General features: G+C 54.8%; 18 protein-coding genes. 10 read left to right on the top strand and 8 right to left on the bottom strand.

The window, feature by feature from the left end:
• Nucleotides 1-302 precede the first annotated feature (302 nt).
• Nucleotides 303-1010: a FadR/GntR family transcriptional regulator gene (locus UR289_RS19930; RefSeq protein WP_143347729.1), complete on the top strand. Its 708-nt coding sequence runs from the start codon at nucleotides 303-305 to the stop codon at nucleotides 1008-1010.
• Complete coding sequence (mdtD, locus tag UR289_RS19935) at nucleotides 1007-2440, top strand: multidrug transporter subunit MdtD (protein ID WP_320711398.1); 1434 nt, start codon at nucleotides 1007-1009, stop codon at nucleotides 2438-2440. Before UR289_RS19930 ends, mdtD begins: the two co-directional genes overlap by 4 nt.
• Here the strand turns inward: mdtD and rbsR are convergent.
• From rbsR to kup, 7 genes are all read right to left on the bottom strand, one after another.
• Nucleotides 2406-3398: a ribose operon transcriptional repressor RbsR gene (gene rbsR / locus UR289_RS19940; RefSeq protein ID WP_320711399.1), complete on the bottom strand. Its 993-nt coding sequence runs from the start codon at nucleotides 3396-3398 to the stop codon at nucleotides 2406-2408. The genes mdtD and rbsR overlap by 35 nt on opposite strands.
• A 3-nt stretch (nucleotides 3399-3401) precedes the next feature.
• Entirely contained in the window at nucleotides 3402-4331 is a 930-nt protein-coding gene (rbsK, locus tag UR289_RS19945; protein ID WP_196355202.1) for a ribokinase, read from the bottom strand.
• 106 nt (nucleotides 4332-4437) lie between these two features.
• The gene (rbsB, locus tag UR289_RS19950) at nucleotides 4438-5328 is read right to left on the bottom strand and encodes a ribose ABC transporter substrate-binding protein RbsB (protein WP_010426610.1); all 891 of its coding nucleotides are present in this window, start codon (nucleotides 5326-5328) and stop codon (nucleotides 4438-4440) included.
• Nucleotides 5329-5355: 27 nt separating this feature from the next.
• Entirely contained in the window at nucleotides 5356-6321 is a 966-nt protein-coding gene (gene rbsC, locus UR289_RS19955) for a ribose ABC transporter permease (RefSeq protein ID WP_006808742.1), read from the bottom strand.
• Nucleotides 6322-6325: 4 nt separating this feature from the next.
• Nucleotides 6326-7831 carry a ribose ABC transporter ATP-binding protein RbsA gene (gene rbsA, locus UR289_RS19960; protein WP_023309779.1) on the bottom strand — a complete coding sequence of 502 codons (1506 nt, stop codon included), beginning with the start codon at nucleotides 7829-7831 and terminating at the stop codon, nucleotides 6326-6328.
• 7 nt (nucleotides 7832-7838) lie between these two features.
• A complete protein-coding gene (rbsD, locus tag UR289_RS19965) occupies nucleotides 7839-8258 on the bottom strand; it encodes a D-ribose pyranase (RefSeq protein ID WP_003862392.1) in 420 nt (139 codons plus the stop codon).
• Between the two features lie 197 nt (nucleotides 8259-8455).
• Nucleotides 8456-10324 (bottom strand): low affinity potassium transporter Kup, encoded by a 1869-nt coding sequence (gene kup / locus UR289_RS19970; RefSeq protein WP_023309781.1) that lies wholly within the window; start codon nucleotides 10322-10324, stop codon nucleotides 8456-8458.
• Between the two features lie 222 nt (nucleotides 10325-10546).
• Between kup and ravA the strand changes: the two genes are divergently transcribed.
• Together ravA and viaA are read left to right on the top strand one after the other, a co-directional pair.
• Nucleotides 10547-12043 (top strand): ATPase RavA, encoded by a 1497-nt coding sequence (gene ravA, locus UR289_RS19975; RefSeq protein WP_318592675.1) that lies wholly within the window; start codon nucleotides 10547-10549, stop codon nucleotides 12041-12043.
• Nucleotides 12037-13488, top strand: coding sequence for an ATPase RavA stimulator ViaA (viaA, locus tag UR289_RS19980; RefSeq protein ID WP_320711402.1), 1452 nt, complete (start codon nucleotides 12037-12039; stop codon nucleotides 13486-13488). The genes ravA and viaA overlap by 7 nt, the downstream gene beginning before the upstream one ends.
• Here the strand turns inward: viaA and asnA are convergent, their stop codons facing one another.
• Complete coding sequence (asnA, locus tag UR289_RS19985; protein ID WP_047646767.1) at nucleotides 13489-14481, bottom strand: aspartate--ammonia ligase; 993 nt, start codon at nucleotides 14479-14481, stop codon at nucleotides 13489-13491.
• A 151-nt stretch (nucleotides 14482-14632) separates the two neighbouring features.
• Here asnA and asnC point away from each other — a divergent pair, with 151 nt between their 5' ends.
• From asnC to atpB, 6 genes are all read left to right on the top strand, one after another.
• Nucleotides 14633-15091, top strand: a complete 459-nt coding sequence (asnC, locus tag UR289_RS19990) for a transcriptional regulator AsnC (RefSeq protein WP_023333916.1) — start codon at nucleotides 14633-14635, stop codon at nucleotides 15089-15091.
• Between the two features lie 90 nt (nucleotides 15092-15181).
• A complete protein-coding gene (gene mioC / locus UR289_RS19995; protein ID WP_023309786.1) occupies nucleotides 15182-15631 on the top strand; it encodes an FMN-binding protein MioC in 450 nt (149 codons plus the stop codon).
• 374 nt (nucleotides 15632-16005) lie between these two features.
• Complete coding sequence (gene mnmG, locus UR289_RS20000; RefSeq protein ID WP_320711403.1) at nucleotides 16006-17895, top strand: tRNA uridine-5-carboxymethylaminomethyl(34) synthesis enzyme MnmG; 1890 nt, start codon at nucleotides 16006-16008, stop codon at nucleotides 17893-17895.
• A 106-nt stretch (nucleotides 17896-18001) separates the two neighbouring features.
• Nucleotides 18002-18625, top strand: coding sequence for a 16S rRNA (guanine(527)-N(7))-methyltransferase RsmG (gene rsmG / locus UR289_RS20005; protein WP_023309787.1), 624 nt, complete (start codon nucleotides 18002-18004; stop codon nucleotides 18623-18625).
• A 616-nt stretch (nucleotides 18626-19241) separates the two neighbouring features.
• Nucleotides 19242-19622 carry a F0F1 ATP synthase subunit I gene (atpI, locus tag UR289_RS20010; protein ID WP_008500194.1) on the top strand — a complete coding sequence of 127 codons (381 nt, stop codon included), beginning with the start codon at nucleotides 19242-19244 and terminating at the stop codon, nucleotides 19620-19622.
• Between the two features lie 8 nt (nucleotides 19623-19630).
• Nucleotides 19631-20446: a F0F1 ATP synthase subunit A gene (gene atpB, locus UR289_RS20015; protein ID WP_023309789.1), complete on the top strand. Its 816-nt coding sequence runs from the start codon at nucleotides 19631-19633 to the stop codon at nucleotides 20444-20446.
• Nucleotides 20447-20456: the final 10 nt, after the last annotated feature.

Below are 20456 nucleotides of genomic sequence, written 5' to 3' on the forward strand. Positions count from 1 at the left end.
TCGCTTTTCGCAGCGGCGCGGGGTGTGCATATTACGCTTTCCCGCTTCAGAGTCAAGTGATTAATTTCGCTTTTCTCTGCTGACCCGGCGGCGTGTGTGCCGTTGTTCCGTGTCAGTGGAGGCGCATTATAGGGAGTTATTCCGACGTGACAAGAGGAAATTTAAAAAAAGATACCGTCCGCGTTTTTTTTCACCAACAGAGGTGAAATCAAGCTACAAATTGTTCTATTTGATGTATCTGCAACCACAATCACATTCGAGGTGGCATAATTATCAGCATGAATCTTTAAGGAATAAAAGCGATGCCATTAAGCGCACAACAGCTGGCCGCCCAAAAAAACCTGTCGTACGTGCTGGCAGAAAAGCTGGCTCAGCGGATTTTAGCGGGAAAATATGCCCCAGGTAGCATTCTGCCCGGTGAAATGGAGCTGGGTGAGCAGTTTGGGGTGAGCCGTACCGCCGTGCGCGAAGCGGTGAAAACCCTGACGGCAAAAGGTATGGTGCTTCCACGTCCTCGTATTGGCACACGCGTGATGCCACAGAGTAACTGGAATTTTCTCGATCAGGAGCTGCTCTCCTGGTGGATGACGGAAGATAACTTTCATCAGGTCGTCGATCACTTTCTGGTGATGCGCAGCAGCCTTGAACCTCAGGCATGTCTGCTTGCCGCCACGCTAGGAACAGCAGAGCAGAAAGCGCAGCTTAACGCGCTGATGGAAGAGATGGTGTTCCTGAAAAAAAACTTCAACCGCGAACGCTGGGTTGAGGTCGATATGGCCTGGCATGAACACATCTATATGATGAGCGCCAATCCGTTCCTCACCTCTTTTGCCTCTTTATTTCATTCGGTGTATCACACCTACTTTACCTCTATTACACAAAACGAAGTGGTAAAACTGGATTTGCACCAGGCGATAGTTGATGCCATCCAGGAAAGCGACGGGCAGCGAGCCCTGAGTGCGTGCCAGGCATTGCTGGCCGCGCCAACCCACCAGCAGGTAAATAAATGACAACGAAAAAAGCGCGCAGCATGGCCGGATTGCCGTGGATTGCAGCCATGGCGTTTTTTATGCAGGCACTGGATGCCACCATCCTCAACACAGCGCTTCCCGCTATAGCGCAAAGCCTTAACCGCTCCCCGCTGGCGATGCAGTCCGCCATCATCAGCTATACCCTGACGGTCGCAATGTTAATTCCGGTCAGCGGCTGGCTGGCCGACCGCTTTGGCACCCGCAAAGTTTTCATGCTGGCCGTCACGCTCTTTACGCTCGGTTCGCTGGCCTGTGCGCTCTCCTCATCCTTAACGGAGCTGGTTATCTTCCGCGTATTGCAGGGCATTGGCGGTGCGATGATGATGCCGGTGGCGCGCCTTGCCTTGCTGCGGGCCTACCCCAGGAGCGAACTGCTTCCCGTGCTCAACTTCGTCACCATGCCGGGCCTGGTTGGTCCGATTCTTGGCCCGGTACTCGGTGGCGTGTTTGTCACCTGGGCAAGCTGGCACTGGATCTTCCTGATTAATATTCCAATTGGCGTTGCGGGGCTGCTGTATGCCCGCAAATATATGCCGAACTTCACCACGCCAAGGCGCAGCTTCGATATGGGCGGCTTTTTCCTGTTTGGCCTGAGCCTGGTGTTATTCTCCAGCGGGATGGAGCTGTTTGGCGAGAAGATCGTCGCGACGTGGTTAGCGCTCGCCGTGATCCTCGGCGGTATTCTGTTATTCCTTCTTTATATACGTCACGCGCGCCGTCACCCGACGCCGTTAATCTCCCTGGGGCTCTTTAACACCCGAACGTTTTCCGTTGGGATTGCAGGGAACATTGCGTCTCGTCTGGGGACGGGTTGTGTACCGTTCCTGATGCCATTGATGCTGCAGGTGGGTTTCGGCTACCCGGCCCTGATTGCTGGCTGCATGATGGCGCCCACGGCGATGGGCTCGATTCTGGCAAAATCAACCGTTACACAGGTGCTGCGCTGGTTTGGCTATCGTAAGACGCTGGTTGGCGTGACGGTCTTTATCGGTCTGATGATTGCGCAGTTCTCGCTGCAATCCGCCGCGTTACCCGTCTGGATGCTGATCCTGCCGCTGTTTGTGTTGGGCATGGCGATGTCGACGCAGTTCACGTCGATGAACACCATCACCCTCGCCGACCTGACTGACGAGAACGCCAGCAGCGGCAACAGCGTGCTGGCGGTAACGCAACAGCTGTCGATCAGTTTAGGGGTTGCCGTGAGTGCAGCGGTGCTGAGGTTTTATGAGGGTTTTGACAGCGCGAATACCGTTGAGCAGTTCCACTATACCTTTATCACCATGGGCGCACTTACCGTGGTATCGGCGCTGGTCTTTATGCTGTTAAAACCAAAAGACGGCCGAAACCTGATTAAAGAGCGTCACAAAGAGAAAGCTAAACCGAACCGCGTTCCATCAGAACAGGAGTAAGCTGCAGCCGTTGCTGTTGCAGCGTGGGCTGCGCCATACGGTGGATCAACACATCGATGGCCAGCTCGCCCAGTTCATCCTTCGGCTGATGAATAGTGGTCAGCGGCGGCGTCATGTAGCTGGCCAGCTCGATATCGTCATAGCCAATCACCGCCATATCGTCCGGCACGCGTAGCCCCGCCTGATACAACGCCTGGTAGGCACCAAACGCCATCGCGTCGTTACCAATAAAGACCGCATGCGGACGCGGCTTTTGCGCCAGCAGTTTCTGCATCGCCTCGAAGCCGCCGTTAAATTCAAAGTCGCCGGTGATCCGGTAACCATCAGGAATGGCAAGCCCTGCTCGCTCCATGGCGGAGAGATACCCTTCCAGACGCAAACGCGCCGGCGTTTTATCCAGCGGCCCCGTAATACAGGCAATGCGAGTGTGTCCTTTATCAATCAGGTACTGAGTCGCCATATCACCGCCCAGCAGGGAGTTATCCTGAATGAGATCGCTGGTTCCGTCGAACGGCGCCCAGTCCATCATCACGGTGGGAATCGAAGGATAGCGCTGGATGATCTCTTTCGAGGGCTGGTGCGTTTCGGTGCAGAGCAGCAGTAGCCCGTCGACGCGTTTTTGCATCAGCGTTTCCAGGTTACGATTCATGCGCTGCTCGTCACCCTCGGTATTGCACAGCACCAGGCTGTAGCCACGCTCGAAGCAGCTGCGCTCCACGCCGCGAACCAGTTCTGAATAAAAGGGGTTGGTACTCGCGGTGATCAGCATACCGATGGTGCGCGTCTGGTTGAGCTTAAGGCTGCGCGCCAGCGCAGACGGCGCATAGTTGAGTTCTTTTACCGCAGCTTCGACTTTCTCACGAATCGCCTCGCTGACGAAGCGATCGTTGTTTATAACGTGGGAGACCGTCGAGGTAGAAACGCCCGCCATGCGGGCGACATCTTTCATTGTGGCCAAGCGTTACCCCTGCTGACTTAAGAATTCATCGATCTCTTTACGCCACGGAACGGAAGGCTGGGCGCCTTTGCGCGTCACCGCAATCGCGGCAGCAGCGTGTGCGAAGCGAATAGCCTCATCCATTCTCTTGCCTTCCAGCAGCGCGGTGACCAGTGCACCGTTGAAGGTATCTCCCGCTGCGATGGTATCAATCGCTTTGACCTTAAAGCCCGGCACGCGACGGCCTTCGCCATTGACGCTTGCCCACACCCCACGGCTACCAAGGGTGATAATCACGGTACCGATGCCCTTATCATGCAGTGCACGGGCGGCTCGCGCGGCATCGTCATCATTTTCTACGCGGATGCCCGTCAGCTTTTCGGCTTCGGTTTCGTTCGGCGTAATGATGTCCACCAGCGCCAGCAGCTCGTCTGATAATACACGGGCCGGGGCCGGGTTAAGTACGACAGTGGTATGATTTTCATGCGCAATTTTCGCGGCAGCCAGCACGCTTTCAACCGGTGACTCCAGTTGCATGAGCAGGGCTTCCGCTCCGGCGATGATGGCACGTTGCGCTTCCACGCGCTCCGTCGTCAGCGCAGCGTTAGCACCCGCATGAATACCGATGACATTCTCACCTTCAGCGTTGACGAAAATCAGCGCCACGCCGGTCGATTCCCCTGCAACCACGCTGACCGGTGCGACATCAATGTTGTCGCTCGCCAGCTGTTTGCGTACGCGCTCACCGGTATCGTCATCACCCGTGCAGGCGATAAACGCAATATTCGCCCCGCTGCGACCGGCGGCGACGGCCTGGTTGGCACCTTTACCGCCAAATGCCACCTGATACTGGTTACCCGTGACGGTTTCGCCCGGTGCAGGGAACGATTCAAGGTTAAGAATGTGATCGGCATTGATACTGCCAAGGACGACGAGGTTGCCTGCGGTTTTCATGGTTGGGTTGTCCATCTGAGAGCGCCACCGGTGTTACCCGGTGGCGTATGCCACACTTTTCTTTATTGGTGTCCCTCAGGCAGCCAGCGACTGCCTGATTCGCCTTTTACTGCTTGATGACCAGCTTCAGGTCAACTGGGTATTTAGCCTGAACTTTTTCGCCCTTCAGCACTTTGTCGGCAGTTTCAACGCCAGTGGCGCCAATCTGCTCAGGCAGCTGAGCGATGGTCGCAGCCAGTTTGCCATCGTTTACTGCTTTTTCACCATCCGGCGTGCCGTCAAATCCGACAACCATCACATCAGATTTACCTGCGGTCTGCAGGGCACGCAGCGCGCCGAGCGCCATTTCGTCGTTCTGCGCGAATACCGCCTGCACGTCAGGGTGCGCTGTCAGCAGGTTCTGCATAACGTTCAGACCTTTAGTACGGTCAAAGTCGGCTGGCTGGCTCGCCAGCACGTTAAATTTGTGCGCAGCCACAGCCTGCTGGAAGCCTTCACCACGCTCGCGGGCTGCAGACGTACCGGCAATCCCCTGCAGTTCGATAACTTTCGCGCCTTCACCGGCTTTCTTCGCGATGTAATCACCCGCGATTTTGCCGCCCAGCACGTTATCAGACGCAATGTGGCTAACAACTTCGCCTTTCGTTGCCTGGCGGTCCAGAGTAATCACCGGAATTTTCGCCTGGTTTGCCATTTTAACGGCGTTACCGACGGCGTCAGAATCGGTTGGGTTGATCAGCAGAATTTTGGTGCCGCGAACGGTTAAGTCCTGAACGTTAGCCAGCTCTTTCGCCGGGTTGTTCTGTGAATCCAGCACCACCAGGTTGTAGCCCAGTTTGTCCGCTTCTTTCTGCGCACCGTCCTTCAGGGAGACGAAGAACGGGTTGTTCAGGGTAGAGACAACCAGCGCGATGGTATCTTTCGCCATGGCGTTAGCACTTACGGTTGCGCTCAGCGCGACAGCAGAAACCAGGGTAGCCAGTTTTTTCATGTTCATATCTAAGATGTCCTGTAGTGTCGTCAGTTACTGTTTTTTGTTGTCTACCAGTACCGCCAGCAAAATTACCACTGCCTTAACGATCATCTGGTAATAGGAGGAAACACCTAACAAATTCAAACCATTATTCAGGAAACCGAGAATCAGTGCGCCGATCAATGTCCCAACAATGCGACCTTTACCGCCCGCAAGACTCGTACCGCCCAGAACCACTGCTGCGATAGCATCCAGCTCATACCCCGTACCCGCCGTCGGCTGCGCAGAAGAGAGGCGCGCCACTTCGATGATACCTGCCAGCGATGCCAGCAGACCGCACAGGGAGTAAACGATAATTTTGACTTTATTAACGCTGATACCGGACAGGCGCGTTGCCGCTTCGTTACCGCCCAGCGCGTAAATATAACGGCCCAGACGGGTGTGGTGCAGCATGTACCACGCCGCCAGGAAGACGATAGCCATGATCCAGACCGGGGTCGGAACACCCAGCGGGCGACCGATACCGAACCAGCCAAACAGATCCGCGTTATCGGTAAAGCCGGTATTAACCGGGCTACCGTTGGTGTATACCATGGTCACACCGCGCAGCAGCAGCATCATCACCAGCGTGGCGATAAACGCCTGAACGCGGCCCTTTGCCACAATCACGCCGGTTACGGCACCAATCGCCGCGCCTGCCGCCAGGGCAGCGGCCACGGCCACCAGCGCGTTGACTTCAATGCCGACAATCGAAGCGGCGATCGCGCCGGTGAGCGCCAGCAGGGAACCGACGGACAGATCGATACCTGAGGTCAAAATCACCAGCGTCATGCCGACCGCCATAATGGCGTTCACCGATGTTTGCTGCAGAATGTTGAACAGGTTATTAACGGTGAAAAAGTTCGGGCTCATGGTCGATACAATCGCGATCAGCACCAGCAGGGCAATCAGCGATTTTTGTTCCATCAGCCATGCCTTTGTGAAATAGCGGCGACCAGAAACAGCCTGGGTAGTCATCTTCTTACTCCTGATTCACGCGATTAAGCTTGCCCACAGCGGCAGCCATCAGAACTTCCTGGGTGGCCTGCTCGCGAGTGAATTCACCGCCGAGATGCCCTTCATGCATGACGATAATGCGATCGCTCATGCCTAATACTTCTGGCATCTCGGAAGAGACCAGAATGATGCTCAGACCGTCGGCCTTGAACTGGTTAATCAGCTGATAGATCTCTTTCTTCGCGCCCACGTCTACGCCGCGGGTTGGCTCGTCGAGGATTAACACTTTCGGGCGCGTCATCAGCCCGCGCGCAATCGCCACTTTCTGCTGATTACCGCCGGACAACAGGCCAATCGCCTGCTCCATCGACGGGGTTTTGACGTTAAAGAGACGGATAAAATCGCTGACCGCCTGCTGCTCATCTTTATGCTTCAGGCTACCGCCGCTATGGCTGAAATAGCGCAGCGCGGTCAGGGACATGTTCTCTTTAACCGACATCCCCAGCACCAGGCCGTCGCGTTTGCGGTCTTCGGATATATAAACGATGCCGTTCGCCAGACCATCCTGCGGAGAACGGGTGACCACTTCATGACCGTCGAGGGTGACATAACCGCTGGTGCGCGGCAGTGCGCCGTACAACACTTTCATCAGCTCGGTACGTCCGGCCCCCATCAGGCCCGCCACGCCCAGGATCTCGCCCTGGCGCAGGGTAAAGGTCACGTCGTTCACACCCGGACCGCAGAGGTTGTCCACCTTCAGGCGGATCTCACCCGGCGCTTTCTCCAGATGCGGATACTGATCTTCGAGCTTGCGTCCCACCATCATTTCGATGAGCGTATCTTCGGTCAGCGTGGCGACTTCGCGCTCGGCAATAAACTGCCCGTCGCGGAAGACGGTAACGTCATCGCAGATTTCGAAGATCTCTTTCATGCGGTGAGAGATATAGACAATCCCGCGCCCCTGCGATTTCAGCTCGCGGATCACGCGGAACAGGGATTCCGTTTCGGTATCGGTCAGGGCGTCGGTCGGTTCATCCATAATGATGACCTTCGACTCAAAGCTCAGCACCTTCGCGATTTCCACCATCTGCTGATCGCCAATGGACAGATCGCCGACCAGGCGATCGCTCTTAAAGCGCAGGTTCAGCTTCGCCAGCAGCTTGTCCGCTTCGGCGTACATGGTTTTCCAGTCGATTTTGCCGAACCGGTTAACAAACTCGCGGCCGAGGAAGATGTTTTCCGCAATGGTAAGCTGAGGAATGAGGTTCAGCTCCTGGTGAATAATACCGATACCCGCTTCCTGAGAAGATTTTGGGCCATTGAAGGTAGTCTCTTTACCCAGCCAGACGAGTGAACCGGCATCGCGTTGATAGATACCGGTCAGCACTTTCATCATGGTGGATTTGCCGGCACCGTTTTCGCCCACCAGCGCCATCACGCGCCCGGGGTAGACGTTCAGCGCCGCGCCGGAGAGGGCTTTTACGCCCGGGAACGACTTATCGATCCCTTTGAGTTGCAGTAATGCGTCCATGATGGCCTCAGAAGGTGACGCCAGCACAGAGAATGATATTCGCATACGGGGAACACTCCCCGCTGCGAATCACCGCCTGACTGTCTGCGGTTTGTTGTTTGAACTGTTCGTGCGTCGTGTAACGAATTTCTATGGTGTTTCCCTGGTGTTGTTGCAGTTGCTCAATATGACTGAGCAACGTTTCGTGGAGTTGCGGATTATGTTGTTTGATTTCCGCCGCGAGAATGGCCGCCTCAACCTGCATCTCCGCCGTCACAACTTCCAGTACCTGCATAAACGAGGGTACACCCTGCGTTAACGCCATATCGATACGGGTTGTGCTGCGCGGAACCGGTAAGCCTGCATCGCAAACCACCAGCGTATCGGTATGCCCAAGACGGGAAATAACCGATGAGATTTCTGAGTTGAGTACCGTGCCTTTCTTCATTTTCTTGCTCCACTAGCGAAACGTTTCGCTGACATCAGTTTAATCTCAAGAATGTTCAGAAAACCATCATGACGTAACAGATTTGTGATCGACGTCGAAACGTTTCGCTAAGTGAAATGCAGAGACAATTATTGTGGGTTGGCGGGGGGTTTGGTAGGCCGGGTAAGCGAAGCGCCACCCGGCATTTTCAGAAGGGATTAGATCTCGACCTGCGTCCCCAGCTCAATCACGCGGTTAGGCGGGATCTCAAACTGGTCAGGCGCGCGCAGGGCGTTACGCTGCAGGATGAGGTACAGCTTGCCGCGCAGGCGCAGATACCACGGGCGCTTGCCGATGATCAGCGACTCGTGCGACATAAAGAACGACGTCTCCATCATCCGGCAGCTCAGTCCTTCCAGGCCGCAGCGGTGGAACACCTCTTCCACGTTTGGCGTTTCGCGCCAGCCGTAGCTTGCCACCACGCGCCAGAAGGTCGGCGACAGCTGCTCAATCTGCACGCGACGGACGTTATGAACATACGGCGCATCTTCCGTGCGCAGCGTCAGCAGGATCACCCGCTCGTGCAGCACCTTGTTGTGCTTGAGGTTATGCATCAGCGCGAACGGAATGACGTTCAGCGCGCGTGACATATATACCGCAGTACCCGGCACGCGGACCGGCGGGGATTTCTCCAGAGAAGCGATCATCGCCTCCAGAGAGTTCCCGTGCTCGTGCATGCGGCGCAGCAGGCGGAAACGCTCGCTTTTCCATGTGGTCATGACGATGAACATCACCAGACCCAGCGTCAGCGGCAGCCAGCCACCGGAGACAATTTTATCGAGGTTCGCTGAGAACAGCGGTACGTCGATACACAGGAAGCCCACCAGAATCATCGCCACGAGGAATTTATTCCAGTGCCAGTTTCGGTACGCCACCGTGGTGGAGAGAAGCGATGTCAGCACCATCGTACCGGTTACCGCAATACCGTACGCCGCCGCCAGGTTACTGGAGTGCTCGAAGCTGACGATAACAATAACAACAGCGAAATAGAGGAGCCAGTTAACGAACGGGATGTAGATTTGGCCTGACTCCATCTCTGAGGTATGGATGATGCGCATCGGTGACAGATACCCCAGACGCACGGCCTGGCGCGTCAGAGAAAACACGCCGGAAATCACCGCCTGGGAGGCAATGACGGTCGCCAGCGTCGCCAGGATCAGCATCGGCACCAGCGCCCAGTCGGGCGCCAGCAGGAAGAACGGGTTCTTGATCGCTTCCGGGTTTTTAAGCAACAGCGCGCCCTGACCGAAATAGTTCAGCACCAGCGACGGCAGCACCACAATAAACCATGCCACGCGGATAGGCAGTTTCCCGAAGTGGCCCATGTCAGCATACAGCGCTTCCACACCGGTGATGGAGAGCACGACGGCCCCCAGCGCCACGAAGGAAACCACTTTGTATTCAAGGAAGAAATGCACCGCCCAGTAAGGGTTCAGCGCATGCAGCACTTCCGGGTTCGCAATAATGCTGCGCAAGCCAAGCGCCGCCAGGATCAGGAACCAGGCCAGCATAATCGGCGCGAACAGTTTGCCCACCAGCCCTGTACCGTGCTTCTGGATCATGAACAGCAGCGTCAGGACAATAATGGCCAGCGGAACCACCCATGAATCGAGCTGCGGAGCGATAATCTCCAGCCCCTCAATCGCCGACAGCACCGAGATAGCCGGCGTTATCACCACTTCCCCGTAGAAGAAACTGCCGCCAATCAGGCCGATAATGACCAGCACAGAGGTCATCCTGGCCGAGGTATTACGCCCGGCAAGAGACATCAGGGTCAGGATCCCACCTTCACCTGCGTTATCAGCACGCATAACGAAGGAGAGATATTTAACGGAAACCACCAGGATCAGCAGCCAGAAAATGAGGGACAGGAAGCCAAACACGGCATCGCGTTCAACACCAAAACCAAACTGGCCGGACAGACATTCACGAAGCGTATAAAGCGGGCTGGTGCCGATATCACCGTAGACAACCCCGATCGCCGCAAGCGTTATTGCGGGTAATGATTGCTTATTATCAGTGCTCATAGACTAGTCTTTTCGTTTAAATAACAAATGTGTTCCCGGTCCCTTGGCCCACAAAAAGCGCACAGTATGCACGATTCATTGCAAAATCGTACCCCTAAATGCAACCGCATTAATGTAGCGCAAAGAAAATTGCGCCGCACTTCAGTCTATTACCAGCCCTGACTGAAACGTCTATACTCGCTTCAATTGGCCGCCACGACGGCGAAAGGATGCAAAACTATTATGGCTCACTCACATTTATTAGCAGAAAGAATTTCCCGCCTCAGCAGCGCGCTGGAAAAAGGCCTTTACGAGCGTAGCCACGCCATCCGCCTCTGCTTACTGGCGGCGTTGAGCGGTGAGAGCGTGTTTTTGCTGGGACCGCCGGGCATTGCCAAAAGCCTGATTGCCCGCAGGCTGAAATTTGCTTTTCAGAACGCCCGCGCCTTCGAATATCTCATGACCCGGTTTTCCACCCCAGAAGAAGTTTTTGGTCCGCTCTCCATTCAGGCATTGAAAGATGAGGGGCGCTATCAGCGTCTGACAGAAGGGTATCTTCCGGAGGCTGAGATTGTTTTTCTCGATGAGATCTGGAAAGCGGGGCCGGCTATTCTGAACACCCTGCTCACGGCGATAAACGAACGTCGGTTCCGTAACGGCGCCAGTGAAGAGAAAATCCCGATGCGCCTGCTGGTGGCCGCCTCTAACGAACTGCCTGAAGCCGACAGCAGTCTGGAAGCGCTGTATGACCGTATGCTTATCCGCCTGTGGCTGGACAAAGTGCAGGATAAATCCAACTTCCGCTCCATGCTGGTCAGCCAGCAGGATGAAAGTGAAAACCCGGTATCCGCTTCGCTGCAGGTAACGGATGAGGAGTATCACCAGTGGCAGCAGGATATCGGCAAAATCAAACTGCCAGACGCCGTCTTCGAGCTGATCTATCTCCTGCGCCAGCAGCTTGATCTCATTCCTTCAGCGCCCTATGTCTCCGATCGCCGGTGGAAAAAAGCAATCCGCCTGCTGCAGGCCAGCGCCCTGTTCAGCGGGCGTGACGCCGTTGCGCCAATTGACCTGATCCTGCTCAAAGACTGCCTCTGGCACGATGCAGAAGGCATGAACCTGATGCAGCAGCAGCTTGACGTTTTGATGACCGGGCACGCCTGGGGACAGCAGGCAATGCTCAACCAGCTGGGGGCGATTGCCCAGCGGCGCATCCAGCTCCAGCAGCAGCAAAGTGATAAAACCGCGCTGAAAGTGAATCGCCTTGGGGGCATGTTCGCCCGCAAACCGCACTACGAGCTTCCCGCGGATCTGACCGGCGCAACGCTAACGTTGCTGCTCCAGCAGCCGCTTAAACTGCATGATATGCAGGTGGTGCACATTACGATTGAGCGCGAGGCGCTGGCGCAGTGGCTGGATAAGGGCGGAGAGATCCGAGGAAAACTCAACGGCATTGGTTTCGCGCAGCCGCTGAATATGGAAGTGGACAGCAGCCAGCACCTGGTGATCCGCGACGTCAGCCTCCAGGGATCGCGTCTTGCGCTTCCGGGCACCGCCTCTGACAGCGTCCCCGAAGAGATTAAGCAGCAGCTGGAAGCGCTGGATACCGAATGGCATCAGCAGCACACCCGCTTTAGCGAGCAGCAAAAATGCCTCTTTATTCATAGCGACTGGTTAGGCCGCATCGAAGCCAGCCTGCAGGACGTCAGCGCGCAGATCAAACAGGCGCGTCAATGCTAACGCTGGATACGCTTAACGTCATGCTGGCCGTCAGCGAGGAGGGGTTGATCGAAGAAGTGGTCATTACCCTTCTGGCGTCGCCGCAGCTGGCGGCGTTTTTTGAAAAATTTCCAAAGCTTAAAAAGGCGATGACGGACGATCTTCCGCGCTGGCGGGAAAATTTGCGTCAGCGGTTCAGGGAGACCGAAGTTCCGCCTGAGTTAACGGAAGAGGTGGCCTGCTATCAGCAGTGCCAGCGGCTCTCCACGTCGCAGTTTATCGTCCAGCTCCCGCAAACCCAGACGTTGCTCGATAACGTCCACTCTCCGTTTGCCAGCCAGGCCCGGGCGCTGGTCACGGATAACGCCACCTTTACCCCCGCACTGCATACCCTCTTCTTACAGCGCTGGCGCCTCAGCCTGGTGGTTCAGGCCACAACGCTGAACCAGCAGCTGCTGGACGAAGAGCGTGAACAGCTGCTCAGTGAAGTTCAGGAACGGATGACGCTGAGCGGCCAGCTAGAACAGGTGCTGGTGGAGAATGAAAACGCCGCAGGGCGTCTGTGGGATATGAGCGCCGGCCAGCTCCGGCGCGGGGATTATCAGCTGATCGTCAAATACGGCGATTTTCTGGCGCAGCAGCCCGAGCTGATGAAGCTTGCAGAACAGCTGGGTCGCTCAAGGGAGGCAAAGTCGGTCCCAAAGAAAGATGCCCCGATGGAAACCTTCCGCACCCTGGTGCGCGAACCGGCTACCGTGCCGGAGCAGGTCGACGGGCTCCAGCAGAGCGATGACATTTTACGCCTGCTGCCCACGGAACTGAGCACGCTGGGGATGACCGAGCTGGAGTATGAGTTCTATCGTCGGCTGGTGGAAAAACAGCTTCTCACCTACCGACTGCACGGCGAAGCCTGGCGCGAGAAAGTCAGCCAACGGCCGGTCGTCCATCAGGATTTTGATGAACAGCCGCGCGGGCCATTCATTGTTTGCGTGGATACGTCCGGTTCGATGGGCGGGTTTAACGAGCAGTGCGCGAAGGCGTTCTGTCTGGCACTGATGCGCGTGGCGCTGGCCGATCGTCGTCGCTGCTTCATCATGCTCTTCTCCAGCGAGGTGGTGGGCTATGAGCTGACGAATCAGCAGGGTATCGAGCAGGCAATCCGCTTCCTGAGCCAGCGCTTTCGCGGCGGCACGGATCTGGCCAGCTGCTTTCGCAGCATTGTGGAGCGTATGCAGGGAGGCGACTGGTACGACGCTGACGCGGTGGTGATTTCCGATTTTATTGCCCAGCGGCTGCCGGATGACGTAGTGAATAAGGTAAAGGAGTTACAGCGGGTACACCAGCACCGATTTCATGCGGTGGCGATGTCAGCCCATGGAAAACCCGGCATCATGCGCATCTTCGATCATATCTGGCGCTTTGATACCGGGCTGCGTAGCCGCCTGCTCAGACGCTGGCAGCGTTAATTACAGAAGAGAACCGACGCTTTCACGTACCTGCTGCGGCCAGACGCCACACTGAACCTGACCGATATGGGGTAATTGCAGCAGCAGCATGGTCAGACGGGACTGGCCGATACCGCCGCCGATCGTCTGAGGCATTTCACCGCGCAGCAGCGCCTGGTGCCACTCGAGTTTGAGACGATCTTCATCGCCGGTGACCGCCAGCTGGCGCTTCAGCGCGTCAGCATCCACGCGGATCCCCATAGAAGAGAGCTCGAATGCGTCTTCCAGTACCGGGTTCCACACCAGAATATCGCCGTTCAGCCCGGCAAATTCGCCCTCACCCGCAGTGCTCCAGTCATCATAATCCGGCGCGCGAACGTCGTGGCGTTTGCCATCAGACAGCTTGCCGCCGATACCGATCAGGAATACTGCACCTAATTCTTTTGCGATCGCACGCTCCCGGCCTTTAGCATCGAGATCCGGAAAGCGGCTCAGCAATTCCTGACTGTGAACAAAGTGGATCGTATCCGGCAGGAACGGTGCCAGACCAAACTCTTTGCTCACGGCCGCTTCGGTCGCTTTGATCCCGGCGTAGATCGCTTCAACGGTAGATTTCAGCGTGCCGACGTGACGTTCACCATCACCCATTACGCGCTCCCAGTCCCACTGGTCAACGTAAACGGAATGAATCGGAGAAAGGCGGTCTTCATCGGGACGAAGGGCTTTCATGTGCGTGTAAAGCCCTTCGCCCGCGCTGAAGTCGTGCTGTCCCAGGGTTTGACGCTTCCACTTCGCCAGGGAATGAACCACTTCGAACTGAGCGTCTGGCAGTGTTTTCACTTTCACCTGTACCGCTTTTTCGCATCCAGAGAGGTTATCCTGCGTCCCGTCACCCACGCGGCTCAGAATCGGCGCCTGAACTTCAATAAGGCCAAGCTTCTCTTCCAGCTGGCGGGAAAAATGGGATTTTACGAAACTGATCTGGCGTTGTTTTGCGATGTAAGCGGTTTTCATTATTTATACTCCTGCGTCCTGTTGATATTGATTAAGCAACAGAAATGGCATCATATTCAATAACTCATCAACAAAAAGCCACCTTCACTTTTGATTCGATAAAATTAAACGCTAGAATAGAGTGATTCATTAATCTTCATAAGAAAAAGCTATGGAAAATTATCAGATCGACAATCTCGACCGCGGCATTCTGGAGGCGTTAATGGCCAATGCCCGCACCGCCTACGCCGAACTGGCGAAACAGTTTGGCGTCAGCCCCGGGACCATTCACGTTCGCGTAGAGAAGATGAAACAGGCGGGGATCATTACCGGCGCACGCATTGACGTCAGTCCTAAACATCTGGGTTACGACGTATGCTGCTTCATCGGCATCATTCTTAAAAGCGCCAAAGACTACCCTTCCGCTCTGGCGAAGCTGAACGCGCTGGATGAAGTCACCGAGGCGTATTACACCACCGGGCATTACAGCATCTTTATTAAAGTCATGTGCCGATCCATCGACGCCCTCCAGCAGGTACTTATCAACAAGATCCAAACAATCGATGAAATTCAGTCCACCGAGACGCTGATCTCCCTGCAAAACCCGATCATGCGTACCATCCGCCCGTGATCGGGCAAATTCATTCCCACATTTTCCACAGGTAGATCCCAGCTCGTTCACAGCGTACAATGGCCGTCTCTTTATCTGGGCGAGCGATCAATGGCGGACATTACCCTTATCAGCGGCAGCACCCTTGGTGGTGCGGAATACGTAGCGGAACACCTGGCTGAAAAGCTGGAAGATGCGGGCTTTTCTACTGAAACCCTGCACGGTCCGTTGCTTGAAGATCTCCCGACTGACGGGGTCTGGCTGCTGATCACCTCCACGCACGGCGCGGGCGATCTGCCGGATAACCTGCAACCTTTATATGACGAACTGCTGGAACAGCAGCCCGACCTGTCAAACGTCCGTTTTGGCGCGGTGGGGATCGGCAGTCGTGAATATGACACCTTTTGCGGGGCAATAGAGAAAGTTGAAGCCGCTGTTACCTCTTGTGGAGCAAAACAGCTGGGTGAAACGCTCAAGATCAACATCCTCGATCATGACATTCCGGAGGATCCAGCTGAGATCTGGCTCGCGGAATGGAAAAATTTACTCAAAAACGATTAAAGATCGCGCGAACAGATGTGGATAACTCTGGTTAAAAGCTCGTATTAACCCGTAGTTATCCAAAGAGCAACTGTTGTATCGTTTTTGACCTGTGCATAAAGTCGCGATCTGATCCCAGCTTATACTGTCCAGGATCACCGATCATTCACAGCAAACGATCCTTTCTAACTGCATGATCTTCTTTGTGAGATCGGACTTATCCACACAGGTTCGCGATCCTAATAAGAGATCACAATAGAACAGATCTCTAAATAAGAAGATCTTCTTTTTAATAGCCCAGGATCCCAATGCTTTCTCGAAAGACTAAAGTTGAGTAGAATCCACGGCCCGGGCTTCAATCCATTTTCATACCGCTTTACGCGAGGCAGACCACCATGTTTTATCAGGATCCTTTTGACGTCATCATCATTGGCGGGGGTCATGCAGGCACTGAGGCCGCAATGGCCGCAGCGCGTATGGGTCAGCAGACCCTGCTTTTGACACACAATATCGACACGCTGGGACAAATGTCCTGTAATCCGGCGATTGGCGGCATTGGGAAAGGACACCTGGTAAAAGAAGTGGATGCACTTGGCGGCCTGATGGCGAAAGCGATCGATCATGCTGGCATCCAGTTTAGGATACTAAACGCGAGTAAAGGTCCCGCTGTGCGTGCGACCCGTGCCCAGGCAGACCGCGTGCTTTACCGTCAGGCTGTGCGTACCACGCTGGAGAACCAGCCGAACCTGATGATCTTCCAGCAGGCGGTTGAAGATCTTATCGTTGAGAACGATCGCGTTGTGGGCGCCGTGACCCAGATGGGCCTCAAATTCCGCGCGAAAGCCGTGGTGCTGACCGTGGGCACCTTCCTGGACGGTAAAATTCATATCGGTCTGGATAACTACAGCGGTGGCCGTGCCGGCGATCTGCCGTCTATTCCACTGTCTCGCCGTCTGCGTGAACTGCCGCTGCGCGTCAGCCGCCTTAAAACCGGTACTCCGCCGCGTATTGATGCGCGCACCATTGATTTCAGCGTGCTGGCGCAACAGCACGGTGATAACCCCATGCCGGTTTTCTCGTTCATGGGCAATGCGGCACAGCATCCTCAGCAGGTACCGTGCTACATCACGCATACCAACGAGAAAACCCATGACGTGATCCGCAATAACCTCGATCGCAGCCCTATGTATGCCGGCGTGATCGAAGGGATCGGCCCACGCTACTGTCCGTCGATCGAAGATAAAGTGATGCGCTTCGCCGATCGTAACCAGCACCAGATCTTCCTGGAGCCGGAAGGACTAACCTCAAACGAAATTTACCCGAACGGCATCTCCACCAGCCTGCCGTTCGATGTACAGATGCAAATTGTTCGCTCAATGCAGGGGATGGAGAATGCGAAAATCGTTCGTCCCGGCTACGCTATTGAGTACGATTTCTTCGATCCGCGCGACCTGAAGCCAACCCTGGAAAGCAAATTCATCCACGGTCTGTTCTTCGCGGGGCAGATTAACGGCACTACCGGCTACGAAGAAGCGGCTGCACAGGGCCTGCTTGCCGGTCTGAACGCCGCGCGCTTCTCCGCTGAGAAAGAGGGCTGGGCACCAGGCCGTTCTCAGGCGTATCTGGGCGTGCTGGTTGACGATCTCTGCACGCTGGGTACCAAAGAGCCGTACCGTATGTTTACCTCTCGCGCGGAATATCGCCTGATGCTGCGTGAAGATAACGCCGACCTGCGCCTGACCGAAATGGGCCGCGAGCTGGGTCTTGTCGATGACGAGCGCTGGGCGCGCTTCAACGAAAAGCTGGAGCGCATTGAACAGGAACGTCAGCGCCTGAAAACCACCTGGGTGAATCCGCAGGCGGAAACCGCTGCCGAAGTAAACGCTCACTTAACAGCGCCGCTGTCGCGTGAAGCCAGCGGGGAAGATCTGCTGCGCCGTCCTGAAGTCACCTACGAGAATCTGGTCAAACTGACCGCGTTTGCGCCTGGCCTGGAAGACGCTGAAGCGGCAGAGCAGGTTGAGATCCAGGTGAAGTACGAAGGTTACATCGCGCGTCAGCAGGATGAGATCGAAAAACAGCAGCGTAACGAAAACACGCTGCTGCCGGAAATGCTGGACTACCGCCAGGTGACGGGCCTTTCCAACGAAGTGATCGCCAAGCTGAACGATCACAAACCGGTATCGATCGGCCAGGCATCCCGTATCTCCGGCGTCACGCCTGCGGCGATTTCCATTCTCCTGGTCTGGCTGAAAAAGCAGGGCATGCTGCGCCGCAGCGCATAATGCCAGAACATTGTCCGGTGGCGCTGCGCTTACCGGGCCTGATGAACCCGTAGGGCGGGTAAGCGAAGCGCCACCCGCCATCTAAGTTTTCCAACAGGTATTCACCGTGCTCAACAAACTCTCTCGTCTGCTGGATCAGGCAGGTATTTCGCTCACCGATCACCAGAAAAATCAGCTGGTGGCCTATGTCGATATGCTGAACAAATGGAACAAAGCGTACAACCTGACCTCAGTACGTGACCCCAACGAGATGCTGGTACGCCATATTCTCGATAGCATCGTGGTTGCCCCCTGGCTGAAAGGTGAGCGTTTTATCGACGTGGGGACGGGACCGGGTTTACCGGGCGTTCCGCTGTCGATTGTTCGCCCTGAGAGCCACTTCACGCTACTGGACAGCCTTGGCAAGCGCGTGCGCTTTTTACGTCAGGTACAGCATGAGCTGAAGCTTGAAAACATCACGCCCGTGCAGAGCAGGGTAGAGGAGTTCCCGGCAGAGCCGCCGTTTGACGGGGTTATCAGCCGCGCGTTTGCTTCACTCAATGACATGGTGAGCTGGTGTAAGCACTTGCCTGCAGAGAATGGCCGCTTTTATGCGCTGAAAGGGCAGTTGCCAGGCGATGAAATTGAACAGCTCCCGGACGGTTTTGCTGTTGAATCCATCGAGAAATTACACATTCCTCAGCTCGATGGGGAGCGTCATCTGGTGATAATTAAGCCAAACAATTTTTAAAAAATTAATAAAAAATGTGGAATTTGTGCTGTTCTTCGCATGTTAAAAAACAGCACAAAGACAGAGGATTTACCGTCGGGCTTTTAACCTCTTTTTCACTAAGGTTTTTCTTATGGTTAACCTGGCGACTTTTATTCACCGAGAAGATAGTCATCTGTGAAAATATAAGTCTGCTAAAAGTGGAAGGCAGTAACCAGAACGCAATGTTAATTATTTATTAAGAATGTCAATAAAACGTTTTTATTGTGTACTGGGCTGTTTTGAAAATAGTTACGACATTTTGCGTTTAATTTCATAAAGATAAATTTGCGCGATTTGCGCCTTTGATAAATACAACCTTATCGCAAATGTGTGTTTTGTGATCTCGTGCACGCTTTATCGCCAACGTTTTCGCGCTGTTTGCAGTTTTGGTCGAAGGTTGACGCTTTCAGCGAAAGTTAAAAAATAGCGGTGGGGAAAAATATTTAAACATTTATTCACCTTTTCGCTACTTAATGTTTGAAATCACGGGTGCGCACCGTATAATTTGACCGCTTTTTGATGCTTGACTCTGAGCCTTAAAGGACGTTTTATACGACACGCGGCATACCTCGAAGGGAGCAGGAGTAAAAACGTGATGTCTGTGTCGCTCTTGAGTAGAAACGTTGCTCGTAAGCTTCTGTTCATTCAGTTTCTGGCTGTGATAGCAAGTGGACTGCTGTTTAGCCTCAAAGACCCCTTCTGGGGCATCTCCGCCGTGTGCGGGGGTTTGGCGGTTGTGCTGCCAAACGTGTTGTTTATGATTTTTGCCTGGCGTCATCAGGCGCATACACCTGCCAAAGGCCGCGTGGCCTGGTCCTTCGCCCTCGGCGAAGTGTGTAAGGTGTTGCTGACCTTTGCTCTACTGGTGATGGCGCTGGCGGTTTTGAAAGTGGTCTTCATGCCGCTGATAGCAACGTGGGTTTTGGTGCTGGTGGTACAAGTTCTGGCTCCAGCTGTAATCAATAACAAAGGGTAAAAGGCATCATGGCTTCAGAAAATATGACGCCGCAGGATTACATAGGTCACCATCTGAATAACCTTCAGCTGGACCTGCGTACATTCTCGCTGGTGGATCCACATAACCCCCCGGCCACCTTCTGGACGATCAACATCGACTCCATGTTCTTCTCGGTGGTTTTGGGTCTTCTGTTCCTGGCCATGTTCCGCGGTGTTGCTAAACGAGCGACCAGCGGTGTACCAGGGAAATTCCAGACTTTCATCGAAATGATCATCGGCTTCGTCCATGGCAGCGTCAAAGACATGTACCATGGTAAGAGCAAGCTGATTGCTCCGCTGGCCCTGACCGTGTTCGTTTGGGTCTTCCTGATGAACCTGATGGACCTGCTGCCAATCGATCTGCTGCCGTTTATCGGCGAGCACATCTTCGGCCTGCCTGCGCTGCGTGTTGTACCGTCTGCGGACGTGAACATCACCCTGTCGATGGCGCTGGGCGTATTTATCCTGATTCTTTTCTACAGCATCAAAATGAAAGGCGTAAGCGGCTTTGTGAAAGAGCTTACCTTGCAGCCGTTCAACCACTGGGCGTTTATTCCGGTCAACCTGATCCTGGAAGGCGTTAGCCTGCTGTCCAAACCTGTTTCACTGGGTCTGCGACTGTTTGGCAACATGTATGCGGGTGAGCTGATTTTCATTCTGATCGCGGGTCTTCTGCCGTGGTGGTCACAGTGGATTCTGAATGTGCCATGGGCCATTTTCCACATCCTGATCATTACGCTGCAAGCCTTTATCTTCATGGTTCTGACGATCGTCTATCTGTCGATGGCGTCTGAAGAGCACTGATTTTTTACCA

Source organism: Enterobacter sp. 302C9, assembly GCF_034106085.1.
GTDB lineage: Bacteria > Pseudomonadota > Gammaproteobacteria > Enterobacterales > Enterobacteriaceae > Enterobacter > Enterobacter asburiae_B.

What these genes read in the sequence shown, in the direction of transcription:
- mnmG (WP_320711403.1), top strand. Translation starts at nt 16,006, where the DNA reads ATGTTTTATCAGGATCCTTTTGACGTCATCATCATTGGCGGGGGTCAT.
- ravA (WP_318592675.1), top strand. Translation starts at nt 10,547, where the DNA reads ATGGCTCACTCACATTTATTAGCAGAAAGAATTTCCCGCCTCAGCAGC.
- atpI (WP_008500194.1), top strand. Translation starts at nt 19,242, where the DNA reads ATGTCTGTGTCGCTCTTGAGTAGAAACGTTGCTCGTAAGCTTCTGTTC.
- mdtD (WP_320711398.1), top strand. Translation starts at nt 1,007, where the DNA reads ATGACAACGAAAAAAGCGCGCAGCATGGCCGGATTGCCGTGGATTGCA.
- rbsC (WP_006808742.1), bottom strand. Translation starts at nt 6,321, where the DNA reads ATGACTACCCAGGCTGTTTCTGGTCGCCGCTATTTCACAAAGGCATGG.
- rbsB (WP_010426610.1), bottom strand. Translation starts at nt 5,328, where the DNA reads ATGAACATGAAAAAACTGGCTACCCTGGTTTCTGCTGTCGCGCTGAGC.
- rbsK (WP_196355202.1), bottom strand. Translation starts at nt 4,331, where the DNA reads ATGAAAACCGCAGGCAACCTCGTCGTCCTTGGCAGTATCAATGCCGAT.
- asnA (WP_047646767.1), bottom strand. Translation starts at nt 14,481, where the DNA reads ATGAAAACCGCTTACATCGCAAAACAACGCCAGATCAGTTTCGTAAAA.
- UR289_RS19930 (WP_143347729.1), top strand. Translation starts at nt 303, where the DNA reads ATGCCATTAAGCGCACAACAGCTGGCCGCCCAAAAAAACCTGTCGTAC.
- mioC (WP_023309786.1), top strand. Translation starts at nt 15,182, where the DNA reads ATGGCGGACATTACCCTTATCAGCGGCAGCACCCTTGGTGGTGCGGAA.
- asnC (WP_023333916.1), top strand. Translation starts at nt 14,633, where the DNA reads ATGGAAAATTATCAGATCGACAATCTCGACCGCGGCATTCTGGAGGCG.
- rbsD (WP_003862392.1), bottom strand. Translation starts at nt 8,258, where the DNA reads ATGAAGAAAGGCACGGTACTCAACTCAGAAATCTCATCGGTTATTTCC.
- kup (WP_023309781.1), bottom strand. Translation starts at nt 10,324, where the DNA reads ATGAGCACTGATAATAAGCAATCATTACCCGCAATAACGCTTGCGGCG.
- atpB (WP_023309789.1), top strand. Translation starts at nt 19,631, where the DNA reads ATGGCTTCAGAAAATATGACGCCGCAGGATTACATAGGTCACCATCTG.
- viaA (WP_320711402.1), top strand. Translation starts at nt 12,037, where the DNA reads ATGCTAACGCTGGATACGCTTAACGTCATGCTGGCCGTCAGCGAGGAG.
- rbsA (WP_023309779.1), bottom strand. Translation starts at nt 7,831, where the DNA reads ATGGACGCATTACTGCAACTCAAAGGGATCGATAAGTCGTTCCCGGGC.